The sequence below is a fragment of the Actinoallomurus spadix genome (assembly GCF_024055725.1).
Classification (GTDB): domain Bacteria; phylum Actinomycetota; class Actinomycetes; order Streptosporangiales; family Streptosporangiaceae; genus Actinoallomurus; species Actinoallomurus spadix.
Genome location: NZ_JAMXMX010000033.1, coordinates 57,704 through 75,202 on the forward strand (window position 1 = coordinate 57,704; position 17,499 = coordinate 75,202).

General features: G+C 71.8%; 18 protein-coding genes. 5 read left to right on the top strand and 13 right to left on the bottom strand.

The window, feature by feature from the left end:
- Positions 1–22: 22 nt before the first annotated feature.
- The 3 genes from NE235_RS33150 to NE235_RS33160 form a co-directional block, all read right to left on the bottom strand.
- Entirely contained in the window at positions 23–970 is a 948-nt protein-coding gene (locus NE235_RS33150; RefSeq protein WP_252810083.1) for a VWA domain-containing protein, read from the bottom strand.
- The gene (locus NE235_RS33155) at positions 967–1,920 is read right to left on the bottom strand and encodes a DUF58 domain-containing protein (protein ID WP_252810085.1); all 954 of its coding nucleotides are present in this window, start codon (positions 1,918–1,920) and stop codon (positions 967–969) included. The genes NE235_RS33150 and NE235_RS33155 overlap by 4 nt, the downstream gene beginning before the upstream one ends.
- A 123-nt stretch (positions 1,921–2,043) precedes the next feature.
- Positions 2,044–3,048, bottom strand: coding sequence for an AAA family ATPase (locus NE235_RS33160; protein ID WP_252810087.1), 1,005 nt, complete (start codon positions 3,046–3,048; stop codon positions 2,044–2,046).
- A gap of 127 nt (positions 3,049–3,175) precedes the next feature.
- On the opposite strand from NE235_RS33160, the gene NE235_RS33165 reads away from it, so the two are divergent.
- Positions 3,176–3,964 (top strand): hypothetical protein, encoded by a 789-nt coding sequence (locus NE235_RS33165; protein WP_252810089.1) that lies wholly within the window; start codon positions 3,176–3,178, stop codon positions 3,962–3,964.
- A gap of 275 nt (positions 3,965–4,239) precedes the next feature.
- Here NE235_RS33165 and NE235_RS33170 read toward each other — a convergent pair whose 3' ends face one another.
- The gene (locus tag NE235_RS33170; RefSeq protein WP_252810092.1) at positions 4,240–4,461 is read right to left on the bottom strand and encodes a hypothetical protein; all 222 of its coding nucleotides are present in this window, start codon (positions 4,459–4,461) and stop codon (positions 4,240–4,242) included.
- Positions 4,437–5,501 carry an MFS transporter gene (locus NE235_RS33175; RefSeq protein ID WP_252810094.1) on the bottom strand — a complete coding sequence of 355 codons (1,065 nt, stop codon included), beginning with the start codon at positions 5,499–5,501 and terminating at the stop codon, positions 4,437–4,439. The genes NE235_RS33170 and NE235_RS33175 overlap by 25 nt, the downstream gene beginning before the upstream one ends.
- 123 nt (positions 5,502–5,624) lie before the next feature.
- Here NE235_RS33175 and pdxR point away from each other — a divergent pair, with 123 nt between their 5' ends.
- Positions 5,625–7,097, top strand: coding sequence for a MocR-like pyridoxine biosynthesis transcription factor PdxR (gene pdxR, locus NE235_RS33180; RefSeq protein WP_252810095.1), 1,473 nt, complete (start codon positions 5,625–5,627; stop codon positions 7,095–7,097).
- A gap of 26 nt (positions 7,098–7,123) precedes the next feature.
- On the opposite strand, the gene NE235_RS33185 is transcribed toward pdxR, so the two are convergent.
- The 3 genes from NE235_RS33185 to NE235_RS33195 all read right to left on the bottom strand — a co-directional run bounded on the left by NE235_RS33185 (position 7,124) and on the right by NE235_RS33195 (position 9,955).
- Positions 7,124–8,257, bottom strand: coding sequence for a serine hydrolase domain-containing protein (locus NE235_RS33185; protein ID WP_308206188.1), 1,134 nt, complete (start codon positions 8,255–8,257; stop codon positions 7,124–7,126).
- On the bottom strand, positions 8,175–9,185 hold the full coding sequence (locus NE235_RS33190; RefSeq protein ID WP_252810100.1) for a tyrosine-type recombinase/integrase: 1,011 nt from the start codon (positions 9,183–9,185) through the stop codon (positions 8,175–8,177). Before NE235_RS33190 ends, NE235_RS33185 begins: the two co-directional genes overlap by 83 nt.
- A gap of 134 nt (positions 9,186–9,319) precedes the next feature.
- Positions 9,320–9,955 (bottom strand): TetR/AcrR family transcriptional regulator C-terminal domain-containing protein, encoded by a 636-nt coding sequence (locus NE235_RS33195; protein WP_252810102.1) that lies wholly within the window; start codon positions 9,953–9,955, stop codon positions 9,320–9,322.
- Between the two features lie 209 nt (positions 9,956–10,164).
- Between NE235_RS33195 and NE235_RS33200 the strand changes: the two genes are divergently transcribed.
- From NE235_RS33200 to NE235_RS33210, 3 genes are all read left to right on the top strand, one after another.
- On the top strand, positions 10,165–11,100 hold the full coding sequence (locus NE235_RS33200; protein ID WP_252810104.1) for a quinone oxidoreductase family protein: 936 nt from the start codon (positions 10,165–10,167) through the stop codon (positions 11,098–11,100).
- A 420-nt stretch (positions 11,101–11,520) separates the two neighbouring features.
- Complete coding sequence (locus NE235_RS33205; protein WP_252810106.1) at positions 11,521–11,961, top strand: MarR family winged helix-turn-helix transcriptional regulator; 441 nt, start codon at positions 11,521–11,523, stop codon at positions 11,959–11,961.
- Between the two features lie 83 nt (positions 11,962–12,044).
- Positions 12,045–12,935 (top strand): NmrA/HSCARG family protein, encoded by an 891-nt coding sequence (locus NE235_RS33210; RefSeq protein ID WP_252810109.1) that lies wholly within the window; start codon positions 12,045–12,047, stop codon positions 12,933–12,935.
- Between the two features lie 92 nt (positions 12,936–13,027).
- Here NE235_RS33210 and NE235_RS33215 read toward each other — a convergent pair whose 3' ends face one another.
- The 5 genes from NE235_RS33215 to NE235_RS33235 form a co-directional block, all read right to left on the bottom strand.
- Positions 13,028–13,552: a YunG family protein gene (locus NE235_RS33215; protein ID WP_252810111.1), complete on the bottom strand. Its 525-nt coding sequence runs from the start codon at positions 13,550–13,552 to the stop codon at positions 13,028–13,030.
- Positions 13,553–13,934: 382 nt separating this feature from the next.
- Complete coding sequence (locus NE235_RS33220; protein WP_252810113.1) at positions 13,935–14,450, bottom strand: hypothetical protein; 516 nt, start codon at positions 14,448–14,450, stop codon at positions 13,935–13,937.
- A gap of 10 nt (positions 14,451–14,460) precedes the next feature.
- Positions 14,461–15,279 (bottom strand): alpha/beta fold hydrolase, encoded by an 819-nt coding sequence (locus NE235_RS33225; RefSeq protein ID WP_252810115.1) that lies wholly within the window; start codon positions 15,277–15,279, stop codon positions 14,461–14,463.
- A gap of 75 nt (positions 15,280–15,354) precedes the next feature.
- Positions 15,355–16,479, bottom strand: coding sequence for a sugar phosphate nucleotidyltransferase (locus NE235_RS33230; protein ID WP_252810116.1), 1,125 nt, complete (start codon positions 16,477–16,479; stop codon positions 15,355–15,357).
- Between the two features lie 19 nt (positions 16,480–16,498).
- Positions 16,499–17,499, bottom strand: a 1,001-nt coding sequence (locus NE235_RS33235; protein ID WP_252810119.1) for a sugar phosphate isomerase/epimerase family protein, incomplete at its 5' end; no start/stop codon positions are given.

Here is a 17,499-nt window from a genome sequence, read left to right on the forward strand (position 1 = left end):
CCACGGGCCGTACGACGGGCGGTCAGGGCAGGCGCTGGAACCACACCAGCGACAGCCCGCCGGCCGCCAGGGCCAGCAACAGCGCGGCGAAGACGTACTGCGAGGCGGCCTCCTGCCGTTCGACGCGGTACCCCAGCGAACTGCCGATGTGCCGGTAGACCTCCGACAGCTCCGACCCCGCCTGCGCCTCGTACGCCTTGCCGGCGGTGTCGTGCGCGAGGTTGCGCAACGTCGTCTTGTTGACCTGCACCGGCACGGTCTCCCCGTCGATGTCGACGGTGCCGTACGGGGTGCCGAACGCGATCGTCGACACGGGCACCTTCCCGGCGCGGGCCGCGGCGGCGGCCTCGGTGACCGACCGGCCGCTCTGATTGTCACCGTCGGACAACAGGACGATGTGCGCGGGCGGCGGGTCCTGGTTGGCACGCGCGTCGAACGACCGGATCGACTGCAGGGAGGTGAACACCGCCTCCCCGATCGCGGTGCCCTTGCCCAGCTGCAGCCCGTCGATGGCGTGCCCGACCGCCTCCCGGTCGAAGGTCGGCGCGACGACGGCCGAGGAACTGCCGGAGAAGCTGACCAGGCCCACGTTGAACCGCATCGGCAGGTCCTGCACGAACTTCTTCGCCGCGGTCTTGGCGGCGTCCAGGCGGGTCGGGGTGACGTCCGTGGCCTTCATCGACAGGGACACGTCGATCGCCACGATGATCGTCGCGCGTTCCCGCGGGACCTTCACGGGCTTGGCGGGCCGCGCGAACCCGACCGTCATCAGGACCACCGACAGCAGGAACAGCGCCGCGGCGAGGTGCCGGCGCCACCCGGGACGGCGCGGCGCGATCTGCGACAGCAACGCCAGGTTGGAGAACCGCACCGCGGCCTGCCGCCGGCGGGCCTGCATCAGCAGGTACGCGCCGACCAGGACCGGCACGAGAGCCAGCAGCCACAGGCGGCCGGGAGACAGGAAGGTCATGGGCGGCCTCCTCGCGGCTGCGGACGACCCGCGACACGCCGCTGCTGCAGCGCGAACCGGGCCACATCGCTGATCCAGTCACGGTCGGTGCGCAGCACCAGATGCGACGCCCCGCTGCCACGGATCGCCTCGCGGATCCGGGCGCGCTGGGCGGCGGCCGCAGCCGCGTACGCGGCGCGTACCCGGCCGGACAGGATGACCTCGCGGGTCTCGCCGGTCTCCGGGTCGCTCATCATCACCGGCCCGATGTCGGGCAGATCCAGCTCCCTCGGATCGACGATCTCCACGGCGATCACCTGGTTGCGGACGGCGAGACGGCGCAGCGGCCGCTGCCACGGCAGCTCCCCGCTCGCGGTCGCGTGCCCGTCCAGGAAGTCGGAGATGACCACGCGCAGGCCCCGCTTGACCTGGCCGCGGGCCAGACCGGTGATCCCGTCGGCCAGGCGCGGCCCGGGCCCGCCGGTTCCGTGCGGGCTGTCCAGCAGCGCCTGCAGCAGCGCGTACATGGCGGAGCGGCCGGTCCGCGCCGGCCAGCGGCGCGTCTGCCCGCCGTGCATGACGTACGCGCCGAGGCGGTCCCCGAGACGGGCGGTGAGGAACCCGACGGAGGCCAGTGCCGCCACGGCCAGGTCGCGTTTGGTCATCCGCGCGGTGCCGAAGTCCATGCTGGGCGACAGGTCGACCAGCGCCCACGTCTCCAGCTCATGGTCGGCGATCAGGTCCCGGACGTGCGGGACCGTCGTCCGGGCGGTGACGGCCCAGTCCATGTGACGGACGTCGTCCTCACCGGCCTGGTACAGGCGGGCCTCGGCCAGGTCACTGCCCGGCCCGGGCAGCAGGCCCAGGTGCTCACCGTGCAGCAGCCCGTCGAGGCGGCGCGTCACCTGCAGTTCCAGCCGCTTGAGGGACCGTTCGGGTGCGAGCCGGCTGAGCTTCGGCGACCGGGTCACGGGCCCTCCTTCGTCGGGGAGGTGACCAAGGGTGCTGTGCCGTCGGTTCTCTCGCTGCGCTCGCTCACGGGCCCTCCTTCGCCTCAGGAGTGTCCCGGCGCGCTGCGTTCTCGGTTCGACCGCTCATGAGGCGTGCTGGTGGTTCCACACCACCCGCGGCGGCGGGACCGTGGCCAGGATCCGCTCGACGATCGCTACGGGGTCGACGCCGTCGGCGACCGCGTCGAACGACAGCAGGATCCGGTGCGACATCACGTCGACGGCCACGGCGCGGACGTCGTCGGGCAGGACGTAGTCACGGCCGCGCAGCAGCGCCAGGGCCCGGGCGGAGGCGACGAGGCCGAGTGTGGCGCGGGGACTGGCGCCGATCTCGATGACGTCCTTCAGGTCGGGCAGGCGGTACTGCTCGGGTTCGCGGGTGGCCATGACGAGCCGCACGATGTAGTCGGCGACCAGTTCGTGAACGGCGACCTCGTCGGCGGCGCGCTGCAGCGCGATGAGACCGTCGGGGTCGAGGATCCGCGCCGCGTCCGGCGGGTCCACGCTCATCCGCTGCAGGATCTGCATCTCCTCGCTCGCGCCGGGGTAGGTGACGTTCACCTTCATCAAGAACCGGTCGCGCTGCGCCTCGGGCAGGGGGTAGACGCCCTCGGACTCGATGGGGTTCTGCGTGGCGATCACCACGAACGGCTTCGGCAGGGGGTGGGTCCGCCCGCCGAGGGAGACCTGACGTTCGGCCATCACCTCCAGCAGCGCGGACTGCACCTTCGCAGGGGCGCGGTTGATCTCGTCGGCGAGGACGAAGTTGACGAACACCGGGCCGAGTTCCACGTCGAACTGCTCGGTGGACGGGTGGTAGATCCGGGTCCCGACGATGTCGGAGGGCACCAGGTCGGGTGTGAACTGCAGGCGGGCGAACGAGCCGCCGACGACGGTGGCCAGGGTCCCGACGGCGAGGGTCTTGGCGACACCGGGGACACCCTCGAGGAGGCAGTGACCACGGGCGAGCAGCGCGATGACCATGCGCTCGACCATGTGCTCCTGGCCGACGATGACCTTCTTGACCTCCGCCACGCTCTGCCGCAGCAGAGCGGCCGCCTCTTCGATGTCACCTATGGCGATCGTCATCTGGTCCCTCGGGTCAGGGGCGTGCTCCGACGCTGATGACCCTATGCGATTCAGGCGAAAAGTCGTCTGATCCCCTAGCTGTTAGGGTGTCGCGCGCGACACGGTGAAGCCGGGGGAGGGGGCATCGATGCCCAAACCGCTGCAGGTCGGCGACCCAGCCGAGCTGGGGCCGTTCCGGCTGCGCTCCCGCCTGCGCGAGTCCATCGCCGGAATCGTCTACCTGGGTGCCGACGCGGACGACCGGCCGGTGACGGTGGCGTTGCTGACCGCCGCGGCGGCCGGTGACGCGGCCGCCCGGGACCGGTTCCGCGCGGCGATCGCCCGCGAGACGCCGCCGCAGGACCCGGTGCCGCGGGTGCTGCCGGAGCCCGGGCCGGGTGAGCCCGCTCCGGTGATCGCGGCGTTGACCGAGGGCGGCGCGCCGTGGGTGGCGACGACGTTCGAGGAGGGACGCGCGGGCGCGGAGCGGTTCCTGGAGCCGGTGCTGCCGCAACGCGGCTGGACGGGGCGGGTCCGCCGTGGCCCGCAGTTCCAGGCGCACTGGGTATCCGGGCCGGCGGGCCCGGCGGTGAGCGCCGAGGGGCCGCCGGTCTCCGGGCCTGTCGCGGCGTTCGGTGATTCGAAGGGACTGGCGGCCGCGGTGCTGTCCCTGGCGGCGCTGCTGGCGTTGCTGGTCCTGCTGGTGTTCCTGCTGTTCTCGTGTGAGCCGACGCAGCCGGCTCCGCCGATCCCGACGGAGACGCCTACGTCGACGCCGGTCAGCCCGGAGCCGTCGCCGTCGCTGACCTCACCGCGGCCGTCGCCGTCTCCGGGCCGGTCCACGCCGGGGTCACCGCGGCCCAGCCCGAGCGGGGGACAGGACAGCGGTGATCCGGGTGGTCCGCTGAGCGGCGTGCCGGGTGGCCGGCTTCGCTGAGCCCGGGCGCTAACCGGTTGCCGGTCTCATGGGCGGCTGTGACCATGACGCCCATGGTGCAGAGTCTGCTCGTCTTCGCCGGCGCGTCGTCCCTTCCAGCGCTCTGAGAGGTTCCACGTCGTCCACAGTGTCGTCCCCAGCGAACCGCCCGGATCGTGACGGGAGGCGGCATTCGCCGCGCGGGGCTGGGCGTGGTTTTCCACAGGGGCGCCGGGGACGCGCCCCGGACCGCCCGGCCTCCCTGCCTCCCTGCCTCCCTGCCTTCGGGTATCGGGTCATCGGCCGTCCGCGCAGACCGCACACTCCACCGGCCGCGGCCCGCCCGCCTCCGCCCGTGGCGCCGCGTGGGCACGCTGGGCGTACCGCGTCACCGGGCCCATCGCCAGCCCCGCCAGCAGGAACGACGCGCCGAGCACCAGCCAGCCCGGCCCGCCCCAGCCCAGCAGCAGCGTCGTCAGCACCAGCGGGCCGATCATCCGCGCGAACTGCGGCGCCATCCCGTAGAAACCCTGGTACTGCCCGTGCCCGCCCTCCGGGCCAGCGCGAAGCTCAGCTCCCAGCCGCCCGCGCCCTGCAGCATCTCCCCGAACACCTGCACCAGGGCGCCCGCCACCAGCAGGACGACCGTCACCACGGCCCCCGAGCCGCCCCCGGACAGCGCGTACACCGCGCACGCCGCCGCCAACAGCGCGCCCCCGCGTCGCGCCGCCCGCGCGGCGCCGGCCGGCCCGGTCACCGGCCGGGCCACCCGCACCTGGAACAGCACCACGCTGAGCATGTTCACCACCAGCAGCACCGCCGCCATCGGAGCGGGCGCGCCGGTGCGCCGGGTGATCCACAACGGCAGGCCCAGGCTCAGCAACGGCATGTTCAGGTACATCACCGCGTTCAAGAACGTGATCAGCGCGTACGGCCGGTCCCGCAGCACGGTCAGCCGCGGGCCGTCCGCCCGCGGCGCGGCGGCCGGTGCCTCCGGCAGCCGGGACAGGACCAGCGCGGCGGCGACGAACGCCGCGGCCTCCATCGCGAACACCGCGAGATACGCCGCCCGGGTCCCGGCGCACAGCGCCAGGGCGCCGATCCCGGCGCCGACCGCCAGGCCCGCGTTCGACGCCGACTGCACCGCGGCCCGTACGCCGGTGCGTTCACCGGCCGGCACCAGTCCCGCCAGCAGTGCCTGCCGCGCCGACGTCAGACCCGCCTGGCAGCAGGCGTACGCCGCGAACGCCACCATGAACAGCGTGAACGACCGCACGATGAGGAACACGCTCAGGGTCACGGCCGTCGTGACGGCCAGCCCCACGGCCGTACGGCGCGGTCCCCGGCGGTCGGCGAGCCGTCCGAGGGGTACGCCGGCGAGCATGCCGGCCGCCCAGCCGAGGGTGAGCGCGAATCCCACCCGTGTGGGTGACAGCCCCACGACGCGTGTGAAGAACAACACCGAGCAGGCGTAGAACGCCCCGTCGCCCAGGGAGCCGATCAGCTGGGCGACGGCCAGGGTCCTCGCCGGCCCGGACGTCGCCACGATACGGAACATCGGCGGCCGCTCCTTTCACCGGGCGGACGCGCCGCCCCGGGTACCCGTGTCCAGCGAACCGCACCCGATTGGCCGTCAGAAGAGCCAATCCTCACCTGACCGAACGGGCCAATAATGGGGGGTGTGGACCTGCACATCGACCTGGCCGGGCCCGGCGGCCTGGCCGCCCGGATCTACCATCAGCTTCTGGACGCGATCCTCGACGGCAGGCTGCGCCCGGGGGAGCGGCTGCCGCCCAGCCGCGACCTCGCCCGCCGCCTGCAGGTCTCCCGTAACACCGTCTGCGTCGCCTATGAACGCCTGACCGCCGAGGGATTCCTCACCGCCCGCGTCGGAGCCGGCACCTACGTCGGTGCGGCCCGGCCGGCCCGCGCACGGCGCCGTTCCGCACCCACCGGTGGTGCCGTGCGCCCCCGCCCGCCGTGGGACTCCCTGACTCCCGCGCCGCACCCGACCAGCGCCCCGGCCCCGTACGACTTCGGTGTCGGCATGCCCGACGCCGGCCTGTTCCCCCTCGCCACCTGGCGGCGTCTGCTCACCGCGGAACTGCGCGCCTCGGCGCTGCGCGTCTCCGGCTACGGCGATCCCGCCGGGCACCCCGCGCTGCGCGCCGCCATCGCCCGGTACGTCGGCGTGGCCCGTTCCGTGCGCGCCGACACCGACGACGTGCTCCTCACCCAGGGCGCCCAGCAGGCCCTCGACCTGCTCGCCCGCGTCCTCATCGCCCCCGGCGACCACGTCGCGGTGGAGGAACCCGGCTACCCGCCGGCGCGGCGGCTGTTCACCGCCCTCGGCGCCCGCGTCACCGGCGTTCCCGTCGACGAGGAGGGCCTGGACGTGACCGCGCTCCCGGGCACGGCCCGCCTCGTGTACGTCACGCCCTCCCACCAGTTCCCGCTGGGCACGCCGATGTCGGCGGCCCGCCGTACGGCGCTGCTCGCCTGGGCCGACCGGCACGGCGCGGTGATCATGGAGGACGACTACGACAGTGAGTTCCGGTTTTCCGCCCGTCCACTGCAGCCGCTGCAGAGCCTCGACCGCAGTGGACGGGTCGTCTACGTCGGAACGTTCTCCAAGACCCTGTCGCCGCTGCTGCGCTCGGGTTTCCTGGTCGCCCCGGCCACGCTGCGGCCGGCGCTGCGCGCGGCCCGGCAGCTCACCGACTGGCACGGCGACCCGGTCGCCCAGGCCGCCCTGGCCCGCCTCATCGACTCCGGGGAGCTGTCCCGCCACGTCCGCAAGGCCACCCGCGTCTACGCCGCCCGTCACGAACGCCTCACCGCGGCGCTGGGGGAGGAGCTCGCCGACCGGCTCACCCCGGTGCCCTCCACCGCGGGACTGCACCTGTGCGCACGGCTGCGCCCTGGCGTCCGGGCCGAGTTGGAGGACGTGCGCGCCCGGGCCCGCCGCAGCGGCGTCGCCGTCGAGACCCTGGACGCCTACTGCGCCGACCGGCCGCAGGCGGGCCTGGTCCTGGGCTACGGGATGATCCCGGCCGACCGCATCGGGGACGGCGTGCGGCTGCTGCGCCGCGCCTTCGGCGACGCTGAGGTGGAGTGTCGAAGGGCGGAGCCTGGCCGAGGTCTTCTGCCGTGATCGACCTCGACCAGGTAGGCAGGGTGTCAGTCGTCGATTGCCTGGTAGAGGGTGGTCCAGAAGTCCTGCATGGCCCGCGCCGAGTCCGGGGTGGACATTCCGGTCTGGGTGAGCAGGATGCCGACGAGTTGGTTGTCCGGGTCGGCGTAGGTCGTGGTCCCTGCTCCGCCGTCCCAGCCGAACTGGCCGATGGGCGCGTAGTCGCCTCGGTAGGTGCGCACCGTCATCCCGAAGCCCCAGCCGCCGGTCTGTCCCTGACCGTGTGACAGATGGACGACGCTGCGCGCCCAGGACTGCAGGGCGGCTGTCTGCTCGGGCGTGAGGCGGTTCGTGGTCATCAGCTCGACGGCGGGCCGGGACAAGATCCGCTCGCTGCCGTGCATCCCGTGGTTGAGCAGCATCCGGAAGTAGGCGTGGTAGTCATCGACGGTCGAGTCGAGCCCGCCGCCACCGGACTGGAACGCCGGAGGCCGGCTGTGATGTCCTCCTTCGGCCTCGTCTGCCACGAGGAACTTCCCGGTCTGCGGGTCGGGGGCATACAGAGGCGGCAGCCGGTCGATCTTGTCGGCCGGCACGTGGGAACCGGTGTCCTTCATCCCCAGCGGATCGAAGATGCGCTCGCGCAGGAACGCCTCGAACGACTGGCCGGTGACCCTGGCCACCAGTACCCCCAGCACGTCGTCGCTGACGTTGTACAGCCACCGCTCTCCGGGCTGGTACATCAGCGGAAGCGTGCCCAGACGGCGCATCCACTCATCCGGCCCCACCGCCGGCAGCAACCACCCGTTCTCGCCGTAGACCCCCTGCTCGAAGTACGCGCTCATCATCGGGGAGCCCATCGCCGTCATGTCCAGCCCGAGCCCGCAGGTGGAGGTGAGCAGGTCTCGTACGGCGAGCGGACGCCGCGCCGGCACGGTGTCGTCCAGCGGGCTGTCTGGCCGCTTGAGCACGCGCCGGTCGGCCAGTTCCGGCAGCCACGGATCTATCGGGTCGTCGAGTCGGAACAGGGCCGAGGACCGTGGCCTGATCGACGTCCACGGCCAGTCGCGCGGGCAGCCGCGGGGATACCGGCACGGCCTACCGCTGCTCGCCCGCCTCCGGACCACCGAGCAGCGGATGAACCCGCATCGCCGCCTCCAGCTCCCCGGGCAGCTCGTCACGGTAACGACCCAGCGTCGACAGATCCGAATGCCCCAGCACCCGCCGCACCGCGTCCATGTCCGTCGCCGCCGCCAGCAGATGCGTCGCGGTCGTGTGCCGCAGCCCGTGCGGGGTCACCGAACGCCGCCGGTCCGGATCGACCCGCGCCAGCACCCGGTCGATCACCCCCTGCACGTCCCCGCGCGCCAGCCGCCGTCCCCGCCACGACAGCAGCAACGCCGGGGTCTCCACCACCCGGGCACGCCGCTCCGCCAGGTAGGCGTCCAGGACCCGCACGACACCCTGGGGGAGCGGCACGTCACGCGTACGGCCCCCCTTCCCGAAGATCCGCCAGTACCGCATGCCGTCATTGGTGAAGAAATGCTCCACGTCCGCGCGCGTCAGCTCCGACACGCGCGGCCCGACCGTCGCCAGCAGCAGCACGATCAAGGCGTCACGCAGCTCGGTGCGCTGGTCCGCCCGCTTACGCTCATCCGGTGCCGCCGACGCCAGCACCCGCGCCGTGCCCAGCAGCCCCTCCGCCTGCTCACGCGTCAGCGCCCGCCGCTCCGGGCGCAGGCCACCCCGCTGCCGCGGCGTCACCGTCACCGCCCGCATCGGGTTCAGCTGCACCCACCCCGCGACGGCGGCGTGCCGGAAGAACGCCGACACCGACCGGCGGAACCTCGCCTGGGAGTACGCACTCTGCGACGCCACCCCGTCCGCGGCCACCGGCGCCTTACGCCGCCCGTCCGGTTTCCGGGCGAACCGCAGCAGCACCTCGTCGACGTCCTCCCCGGTCAGATCGTCCAGCACCCGACCCGCGCCGGCGAGAACCGCGAACGTGTGAACGTCACGGGTGTAGATCTCCGCGGTGCTCGGCGCGAGCGCGCCGGTGACGGTCTTGGCCCGCACCATCTCCGCGTAGCGATCCGCGGCCTCTTCCACAGTGATCCGTTGAACATCGGCAGGACGCACCCGCCGCACGTTACCGCCGCCCGCCGACAGGAACACCCGTCCCGCAGGGCCTTCCGGGCGGCCCCCGCCGGGCGGGTACGGACGCGGCCGAGCGGACGCGCGGGTCAGGGCGTGGAACCGCCCACGCGGGCACGGATACCGGTGAGCAGGAGATCGAGGCCGTAGGAGAAGTGCTCCCGCGGGTGTGGGACGGCAACGTCCCCGGCCGCGGCGTGCAGGGTGGGGTATTGCTGCGGATCGAGCGCGGCGTTCAGGCGGGCGGCGGCCGGCCGGCCGCCGTCGGGCAGCGCGGCCGCCAGCTGTTCCTCGGCGACGTGACCGACGACGTAGTAGGTGAGGGCGTCCACGGCCCAGACCGCGTCACGCGACGTCAGTCCCGCCTCCCGCAGCGTCGCGTTCATGCTCTCGCCGTACGCGAGGGCGTTCGGCAGCGGGAAGAACACCCCGGCGAACACCCGGGCCCCGTCCCGCCGCGCCAGCAGCGCGCGCCGCAGCCGGTGCGCGGTCTCGGTGATCCTCTCGTCCCAGGGCACGCCGGGCTCCGGCGCGGCGGCCACGCCGTCGAGCATGCGGTCGGCCATCGCCTCCAGCAATGCCTGTTTGCTGGGGAAATGCCAGTACGTCGCGCCGTTCTGCACCCCCAGCGCCGCCGCGAGCCGGCGCATCGTCAGCTTGTCCAGGCCGACCTCGTCGAGCAGGTCCAGACCGCCGGTGACCACCTGGTCGCGGGTCAGCCGCATCCGCGTCCTCCCTTAATCCGTTGACGGGCCCGGCCAGTATCCCCGAAACTTCAACGACGTTGAACTTCAACGACGTTGAAGTAACTCGGGGGAGGAGGCCGCATGCTGATCCGGAACACGCCGTGACACAGCCCGCGTCCGGGCACCGGCGCTCATCGGCCGGGTGCCCGGGCCCACACCCCGCCAGCACTCAACGAAGGAGATCAGGCATGCGCACGGTGCGTTTCCACACTCACGGCGGCCCGGAGGTACTGCGAATCGACGACGTCCCCCTGCCCGAACCCACCGGGGGAGAGGTCCTCATCGAGATCGACGCCGTCGGCGTTACGCTCCCGGTGGTGCGCCTCACCCGCGGGCAGAGCGACGTCCCCCTGCCGCACACGCCCGGTGGCGACATCGTCGGCCGGGTGCGCGGGATCGGCCCCGGCGTCACCGGCCGGCGAGTGGGGGAGAGGGTCGCCGGACTCGCCTTCAGCGGCGCGTACGCCGAGGCCGTCACCGTCCCGGCCGCCATGATGACGGCCGTACCCGACGACGTCGACGACCTGGCCGCGCTCGCCCTGGTACGCGGCGGCCAGGTCGCACTCGGCGTCCTGCGCGCCGGCGGGTTCGGCGAGGGTGACAGCGTGCTGGTCACCGCCGCCGCCGGCGGCATCGGCCACCTGGCGGTCCAACTGGCCGCCGCCCTCGGCGCCGGACGAGTGACCGCCGCGGTGGGCGACGCCGCCAAGGCCGGGTTCGCCCGCGAACAGGGAGCCGACCACGTCGTCACCTACGACCAGGAGGACTGGGGCGACCCGGTCGACCTGGTGCTCGACGGCGTGGGCGGTACGGTGCAGGACGCCGGGCTACGGGCCCTCGCGCCACTGGGCCGCCTCGTGGCGTTCAACGGCGCCGGCGGGACCGTCGACACCAACGAGCTGCGCATGCGCGGTCTCTCGGTCATCGGATTCGCCATGGCACACCTGGCCGCCCGCCGTCGCGACACCTACGAACGCCGTCAGCGGGAACTATGGCAGCTGTACCGGGACGGACGCCTGAACCCGGTCGTGCACGAGGCGATGCCACTGGACCGCGCCGCCGACGCCCACCGCCTCCTCGAGGCCCGCGCCAACCGCGGCAAGGTCGTCCTCCTGCCCCGCTGACGCCCGCCGCCCTCCCGAGGGCTACTCAAATCGACATCGGAATCGATTGTGTCCTCGGCCAAGAACCGGAAGAGCGCCAGCACCTCGGGAGCCAGCCAGACACACAGACTCGGGCACTCAGAACCGGCTTGATCACGTCACCCTCGGACTACTCGCTCCTCCAGCCGCAGACACCGATCAGGTCAAGGACCGCCTGCCAGTCCGACTCTTTGGAGCAGGCTCACGGCGAGAACCTTGTCCTCCGCTGAGAACTTGCCCGCCGGGGGTGGGCAGGTGCGCCTCCTATTACTTAGAGCAACGACTCAAACAGACTCCTCATACCGGACAGATGGGGGATTCTGTCCGGTATGAGTTGAGTGGCGTGGTCTGCCGGCCCGCGACGAGTAGGCTGATCGTGCGTCATCGGAGGGGGAGGCCGGCGTGGACTATGGCGATAAGCTCTTCTGGCTCTCGGTTGTGATTCAACGCAAGTACGCGCAGATCTGCGCCGAGTTCGACCTGACCCCCTCGCAGGCCACGCTGCTCTGCGCGGTCAGGAACGAGCCGCGGCAGATGGCTGACCTCGCCGCGTCGTTGGGTATGACCAAGAACGCGTTGAGCCAGCTGGTCGATCGCACCGCGCGGCGTGAATTGGTCGGCCGGGCAAGCTCGGCGCAGGACCGACGTGTCGTCATGCTCAGTGTGACGCCCACGGGGAAGGTGCTCGCCGAGGCCGTTTACGCCGAGGTCGCCAAGCGCCTGCCCGAGATCGCGAGGAACCTCGACGTCGAAGACCAGCGCGACTTCGAGCGCGTGGCCACCGCCATCGTGGACACCTCGGACCTCTCTTCGCCCACCTCGAACCAACCCATCACACCGTGAGGTCCCGCTACACCCGCACCTTGACGTAGTTCATGGCATGAACTAGTTTTGTTCATGCCATGAACTAGTGAAGGGTGGCAGCGATGAGCACACAGACGACCGGCACGATCGCAGTCTTCGGCGCGACGGGGCAACAGGGCGGGGCGGTGGTCGACGCGCTGCTGGACCACAAGGCGCGGGTGCGGGCTTTGGTCCGCAACCCGCAGTCCGACCGGGCTCAGGCGCTGGCCGCCCGCGGCGTCGAGCTGGCGGTCATCCGGGCCGACGACCCGGCGTCGCTGGCCGCCGCGCTGGCAACGGTCGAGGGGTTCTACTTCATGACCCCGGAGGCGAACAGCCTCGAAGAGGTCGAGGCGGAGATCCGCATCGGTACCGCGCTCGTCGACGCGGCGGTCGAGGCGGGCGTCCCGCACGTCGTGTTCAACTCGGTCTTCGGAGCGGACCGGGAGTCGGGTGTGCCGCACCACGACTCGAAGCACTGGATCGAGGAGCACCTGAGGAAGTCCGGCCTGAGGGCCGTGATGGTTCGCCCGACCGCCTTCATGGAGAACTTCGCGAGCGTGATGGCACCGAGTCTGGAGCATGGGGAGATCGTGCTGAGGCTGCCGCTGCCGGAGGACGTCGCCCTGAAGATGATCTCGGTCAGGGACGTCGGCCGGGTCGCCGCCGCGCTCCTGCTCGACACCGCGGAGGCGCCCAGCGGAGCCGTCGAGCTCGTCGGCGACGAGCTGACAGGCCCCCAGATCGCCGCGGCGTTCGGCGCGCGCGCCGGGCTCCCGGCACGGTACGAGGCCCTCCCGTTGAGCGTGCTTCCCAACGACCTCGACAAGGCGATGTTCCGCCAGTTCGCGGAGGCGGCGGAAGACCCTTCGGACCTCGCGGTGGTGCGCTCGATCGAGCCGGCCACCCTGGACCTGGTCGAGTGGATCCGAGCTACCGGCTGGACCGCGCCCACGAACGTGGCTGGTTCCTGAGCCTCCGGCCGCGATGAACGCCCCGCGATCGTGCCACGGTCTCGGCGCTCTGGGCACGGCCACGCGAACGAAGGAACGTCGCTGCGATCGCGTCAACGCTCTGACCAGGCATTACTCATCGGCGGCCGCATCACCCCAGATGATGATTGGGTTTCTGCCCGGTATCGGACATGGTGTTCTCCGGTGGGGCGGCGTGCCGGGCGGTCAGGCGGAGCCGGGGCGGGCAGGGGGCCGAGGCGGGCGGCGACCCGGCTCCGCAGGACCTCGTACTCGCGACGCCGGTGACGCGGCTGCGGCCCGGGCCGCGCGACGATCCGGGGATCGATGATCGTCTGACCGTTGCGGAACTGTTCCCGGGTCAGGTCGATCTCGACGCCGCTCGGCAGGCGGTTCCACCAGTGATGACCCTGCGGCTCGCCGCCGGCCGACTGAACCCTGCCGACGATCAGGTCACCGCCGAACAGGTCGTTCACCACCAGCGCGGTGATGTCGCAATGGCCCCACGCGGGATTGTCCGGGCTCCAGCCGGATCGCTGAAGATCGTCGGGTGAGCACGTGTCCGCCGCCCAGCTGTCGCGCAGCGCCCGATCGATGTCCTGCAGTGTCCACGGTGTCACGGCCGCATCGTGCCCGCCGGTGGTGACATCGCCGCGTTCCCGTCGCGCCGCCGCAGGCCGGCGGCCCGTTCCGGCCGCTCTCCGGCCTTCTCGCAGATGCTCGATAATGTACATTATGTCAAGTAAGGCGCGAGGGCGGGGTTATCAAGGCTCCCCCATGCCCGACTCCTGCCGACGGTGACGATCTTCAGCGGCAGGGTCGGCCGGGCCGTCGGTACGTGTGCGGTCCGCGAAGTCGTCGCGGAGCAGGCGATGCGGATGGTGGGGCCCCGGAGGGCAGCACCGTTCAGGTCTCCCGGCGCCGGGAGACCGTGACGGCGGGCCTGGAGGGGCCGCTGCCCCATGACTGACTGGGTGTGGGGCTGGGCGAGGCGGCGGGTGGCTAACGGGGTCTGCGCTGCGCGGGCAGGGAGGGTGTCCTCGGTGCGGGGCGGGCGCGCAGGCGGCCCGCGAAGTCTTCGAGGATGTTGAGTATGGCGCCGTCGGTGAGGCCCTGCAGTTCGCGTTCTCGGCGGACGAACGGCTCGAGGGCTGCCCAGACCTCGGTGTATCGCCGGTGGAGCAGGGTGCCGATGAAACGCTCGTCGACGATGTCCAGGTCCGCGAGGATCGCGTAGAGCTGGAGGAAGTAGCCGATGTCGTAGATCTTCCGCTGTGCGTCCTCACTCAGCCCGGATATCCCGTTGTCGCTGGATAATTGCGGCAGTTCGGTGCTGATGAAGGCGTAGTTGCGGTGGAATTCCAATGATCGGAACTCTTTGAGGAGTTCGATCAGCGGGTCGATGTGGTTGCCGTGCCGTTGCGCTCGGAATTGGCTTCGCGCGAGCCAGGACGAGACGAGCACCGCCGAGAGCGATACCACGACGGACCCGGCGTTGATCACCATCGCGATGTCCACGGCGCGGTCCTCAGCCTTCTCGGCCGGGTTCGAGGTGGGCGGCGAACCGGTTCAGTATCTCGTTGACCGTGTCCGGGCAGCGGACGTGAGGCCAGTGGGTGTCGCACTGTGGTCGTAGGTCGATGGCCGATGCCCGGGGGTTGAGGAGCCGGAGTCTTCTCAGGTCGACTCCCCTCTTGGTGCGGACGTACAGGGAAGGTACCCGGCAGCGCCGCCACAGGGGGATGGCGTCGAGGGTGAGGATCTCGTTCCAGAGTGGCCGCAGGACGCTTTCGGGGGTTCGTTGTAACGTGCGGAGCACTGAGGCGAGCGGGTCCTCGTCGGGGTGGTGACCGCTCCCCCAGGCGGCGAGCATCGAGGCGGTGAAGTGCTGCCGCCAGTCGCCCGTCTCCGCCTGCCGCGCGCGTGATCTGTTCGCCTGCCGGGTGGTGTCGTCGAGGGTGAGGTTCGTGTCGAGCAGGACGATGCCGCGGGTCAGGTGCGGGTGCTCCGCGGCGATCGTCAGCGCGACGAGGCCGCCGGCGCTGTGCCCGACGAGGATGACGCCCTGATGGTGCCGGGCGTGGAGTTCGGCGGTGACGGCCCTGGCGGTGGCGGTGAGGCCGTGGTCTTCGGTGCGCGGTCTCGGTGACGCCCCGTGTCCGGGGAGGTCGAGGCTGAGCAGCCGGAGCCGGGGGTGGAGTCCTCGTATCTGTGCGGCGAACTGGCCTCGTTCGCAGCCGAGACCGTGGAGGAGGACGACGACGGGGTCGGGTGCGCCCGGTTCGGTCGTGGCGGGTCGTTCTGTCGTGGCCAGCCGTGGGGTGGGTGTGATCGTGTCGTCGGGCATGGATGCGGCCTTCGCCGGAGGGTGTGTCCGTCGGTTTCCCATCCGACGTGTCGGCTGCTCGCGGGGTTCCGGTGCTCATGGCGTCGGGTGAGCGGCGGGTTCGAGGTGGGTGAGGCCGGTGCGGCGGCCGGTGACGTCCTCTCCGGGGGCGGCGATGGTGTCGTTCAGGCGTGCTCCGGCTCGTACGGTCGCGCCGGGCAGGACGATGGAGCGGTCGATCCGGGCGCCGGGTTCGATGACGCAGCCGGGGAACAGCAGGCTGGAGTGGACGGTCGCGCCGGGTGGGATGGTGACGTCCGCGGCGGTGAGGTTGCGGGCGTGGCCGAGGTGGTGTGGGGGCGTGCCGGTCAGGGTGGTGGGCAGGGCGCCGGGTGGGAGCGGGAAGGGCGGGTCGAGGAGTTTGAGCTGTTCGAGGTGGTAGCGCTCGACGGTGCCGATGTCGGCCCAGTATCCGGTGATCGGGTGGGCGAGGACGCGGTGGCCTTCGCGGATCATGTGCGGGAGGACGTCGCGGCTGATGTCGTGCTGCCAGGCGTCGTCGCCGAGTGCGGCCAGTGTGGTGAGGACGTCGCGCAGGACGGCGGTCTTGAAGAGGCAGAAGGCGGTGAAGATCAGGTCGGAGGTGGGTTCGGCGGGTTTTTCGACGAGGCGGCGTACGCGCAGGTCGGGGTCGACGTCGACCATGCCGAACAGGTGCACGAAGCGGTGTTCGATGCGCTGGACGCCGATGGTGACGTCGGCGTCTGCGGTGCGGTGTGCGGCGACCATGGGGGTGTAGTCGTAGAGGTAGACGTGGTCGGCGTGCTGGATGAGCAGGTCGCGGGCGCCGGGTGCGAACAGGTGCTCGGCGTTGTTGAGGAGGGCGTCGGCGGTGCCGGCTTCGGGGGGCCGGGCCGGGAGGGTCTCCCCCGCGGTGAGGGCGCCGGAGCGTACGAGGGTGTCGTGGGGGCCGAAGTTGATGCGCACTCCCCTGCCGTCCCAGTGGGTGAGGAGGTGGTCGATGAGGTCGCGTTCGCGGTGCAGGGACAGCAGGACGAGTTCCGGTATGCCGGAGCGGGCGGTGTTGGCGACGCTGAAGTCGACGAGGCGGCAGGACGCGGCGTAGGGGACGAGGGGTTTGCAGAGGGTGTCGGTGAGGTGGCCCATGCGTTCGCCGAGGCCGCCGGCGAGCAGGGCCGCGCGTACGTCGGGCAGGGTCATCGGGTCCTCCTCGGGGTGGTCACCAGGTGCGGCCCTGGGGGGTGTGCTGTGGGAGCAGGTCGCGCAGGAGCCGTGCGGAGACGTCGACGCTTTGTTCGCGGGGCAGGAGGGCGTCTTCGTGTTCGACGTACAGGACGCCGTGGAAGTCCTCGTCGAGGAGCGCGGCGATGATGGCGGGCCAGGGTAGTTCGCCGTGGCCGAGGGCGCGGAAGCGGATGGCCGGTCCGGGGCCGTAGCGGGACCAGCCGGCGCCGCGCGGGGTTCGCGTGGCGGTGTGGCGCTGGAGGTCTTTGGCGTGTGCGGCGCCGAGGTCGGTGCCCCAGCCCTGTACGGCGTCGACGGGGTCGTGGCCGGTGGCGGCGAGGTTGGCGGGGTCGAGGCAGACGCGGACGGTGGCGCGGGGTTCGGTGCGGGTGGCGGCGTCGAGGAGGCGGCGGGTGCTGGCGGGGTCGTAGGCGACCTGTTTGGGGTGGGGTTCGATGAGGAGGGTGACGCCGTGTTCGGCGGCGAGGGTGAGGATGGGGTGGGCGCGTTCGCACCAGGTGGTGATGTTGTCGTCCCAGGTGACGGTGCTGTGCCACCAGGACAGCCAGCGGGTGAGGTCGGGTACGCCGAGCATGAGGCGGGCGTGGGGTGCGCCGAGGTCGGCGGCGAGGCGGATGGTGTCGAGGGCGTGGCGGAGGGCGTGGTCGTGTTTGGCCTGGGGGGTGTCGTGCAGGACGGGGTCGGTGTGGGGGCCGTGGGGGCCGAGGAGGAGTTGGGTGTCGCGGCTGTTGCTGACGCAGCCGACGTGGGTGCCGGTGAGTGCGGTGCGTAGTTCGGCGCGGTAGGCGGGGTCGTGGGACCAGCGGGTGAGGTCGAGCAGGCCGGTGGTGGTGTCGGTGGGCAGGTCGACGGTGCCGGCGTCGATGCGGGCGGCGTGGTGGAGGGCGGTGGTGAGGTCGGAGCCGCCCCAGGCGGCGAGGCACAGGCCGATGTCGATCTGGTGGCCGGTGGTGTGGGGGCGTGGGGGTGTTCGGG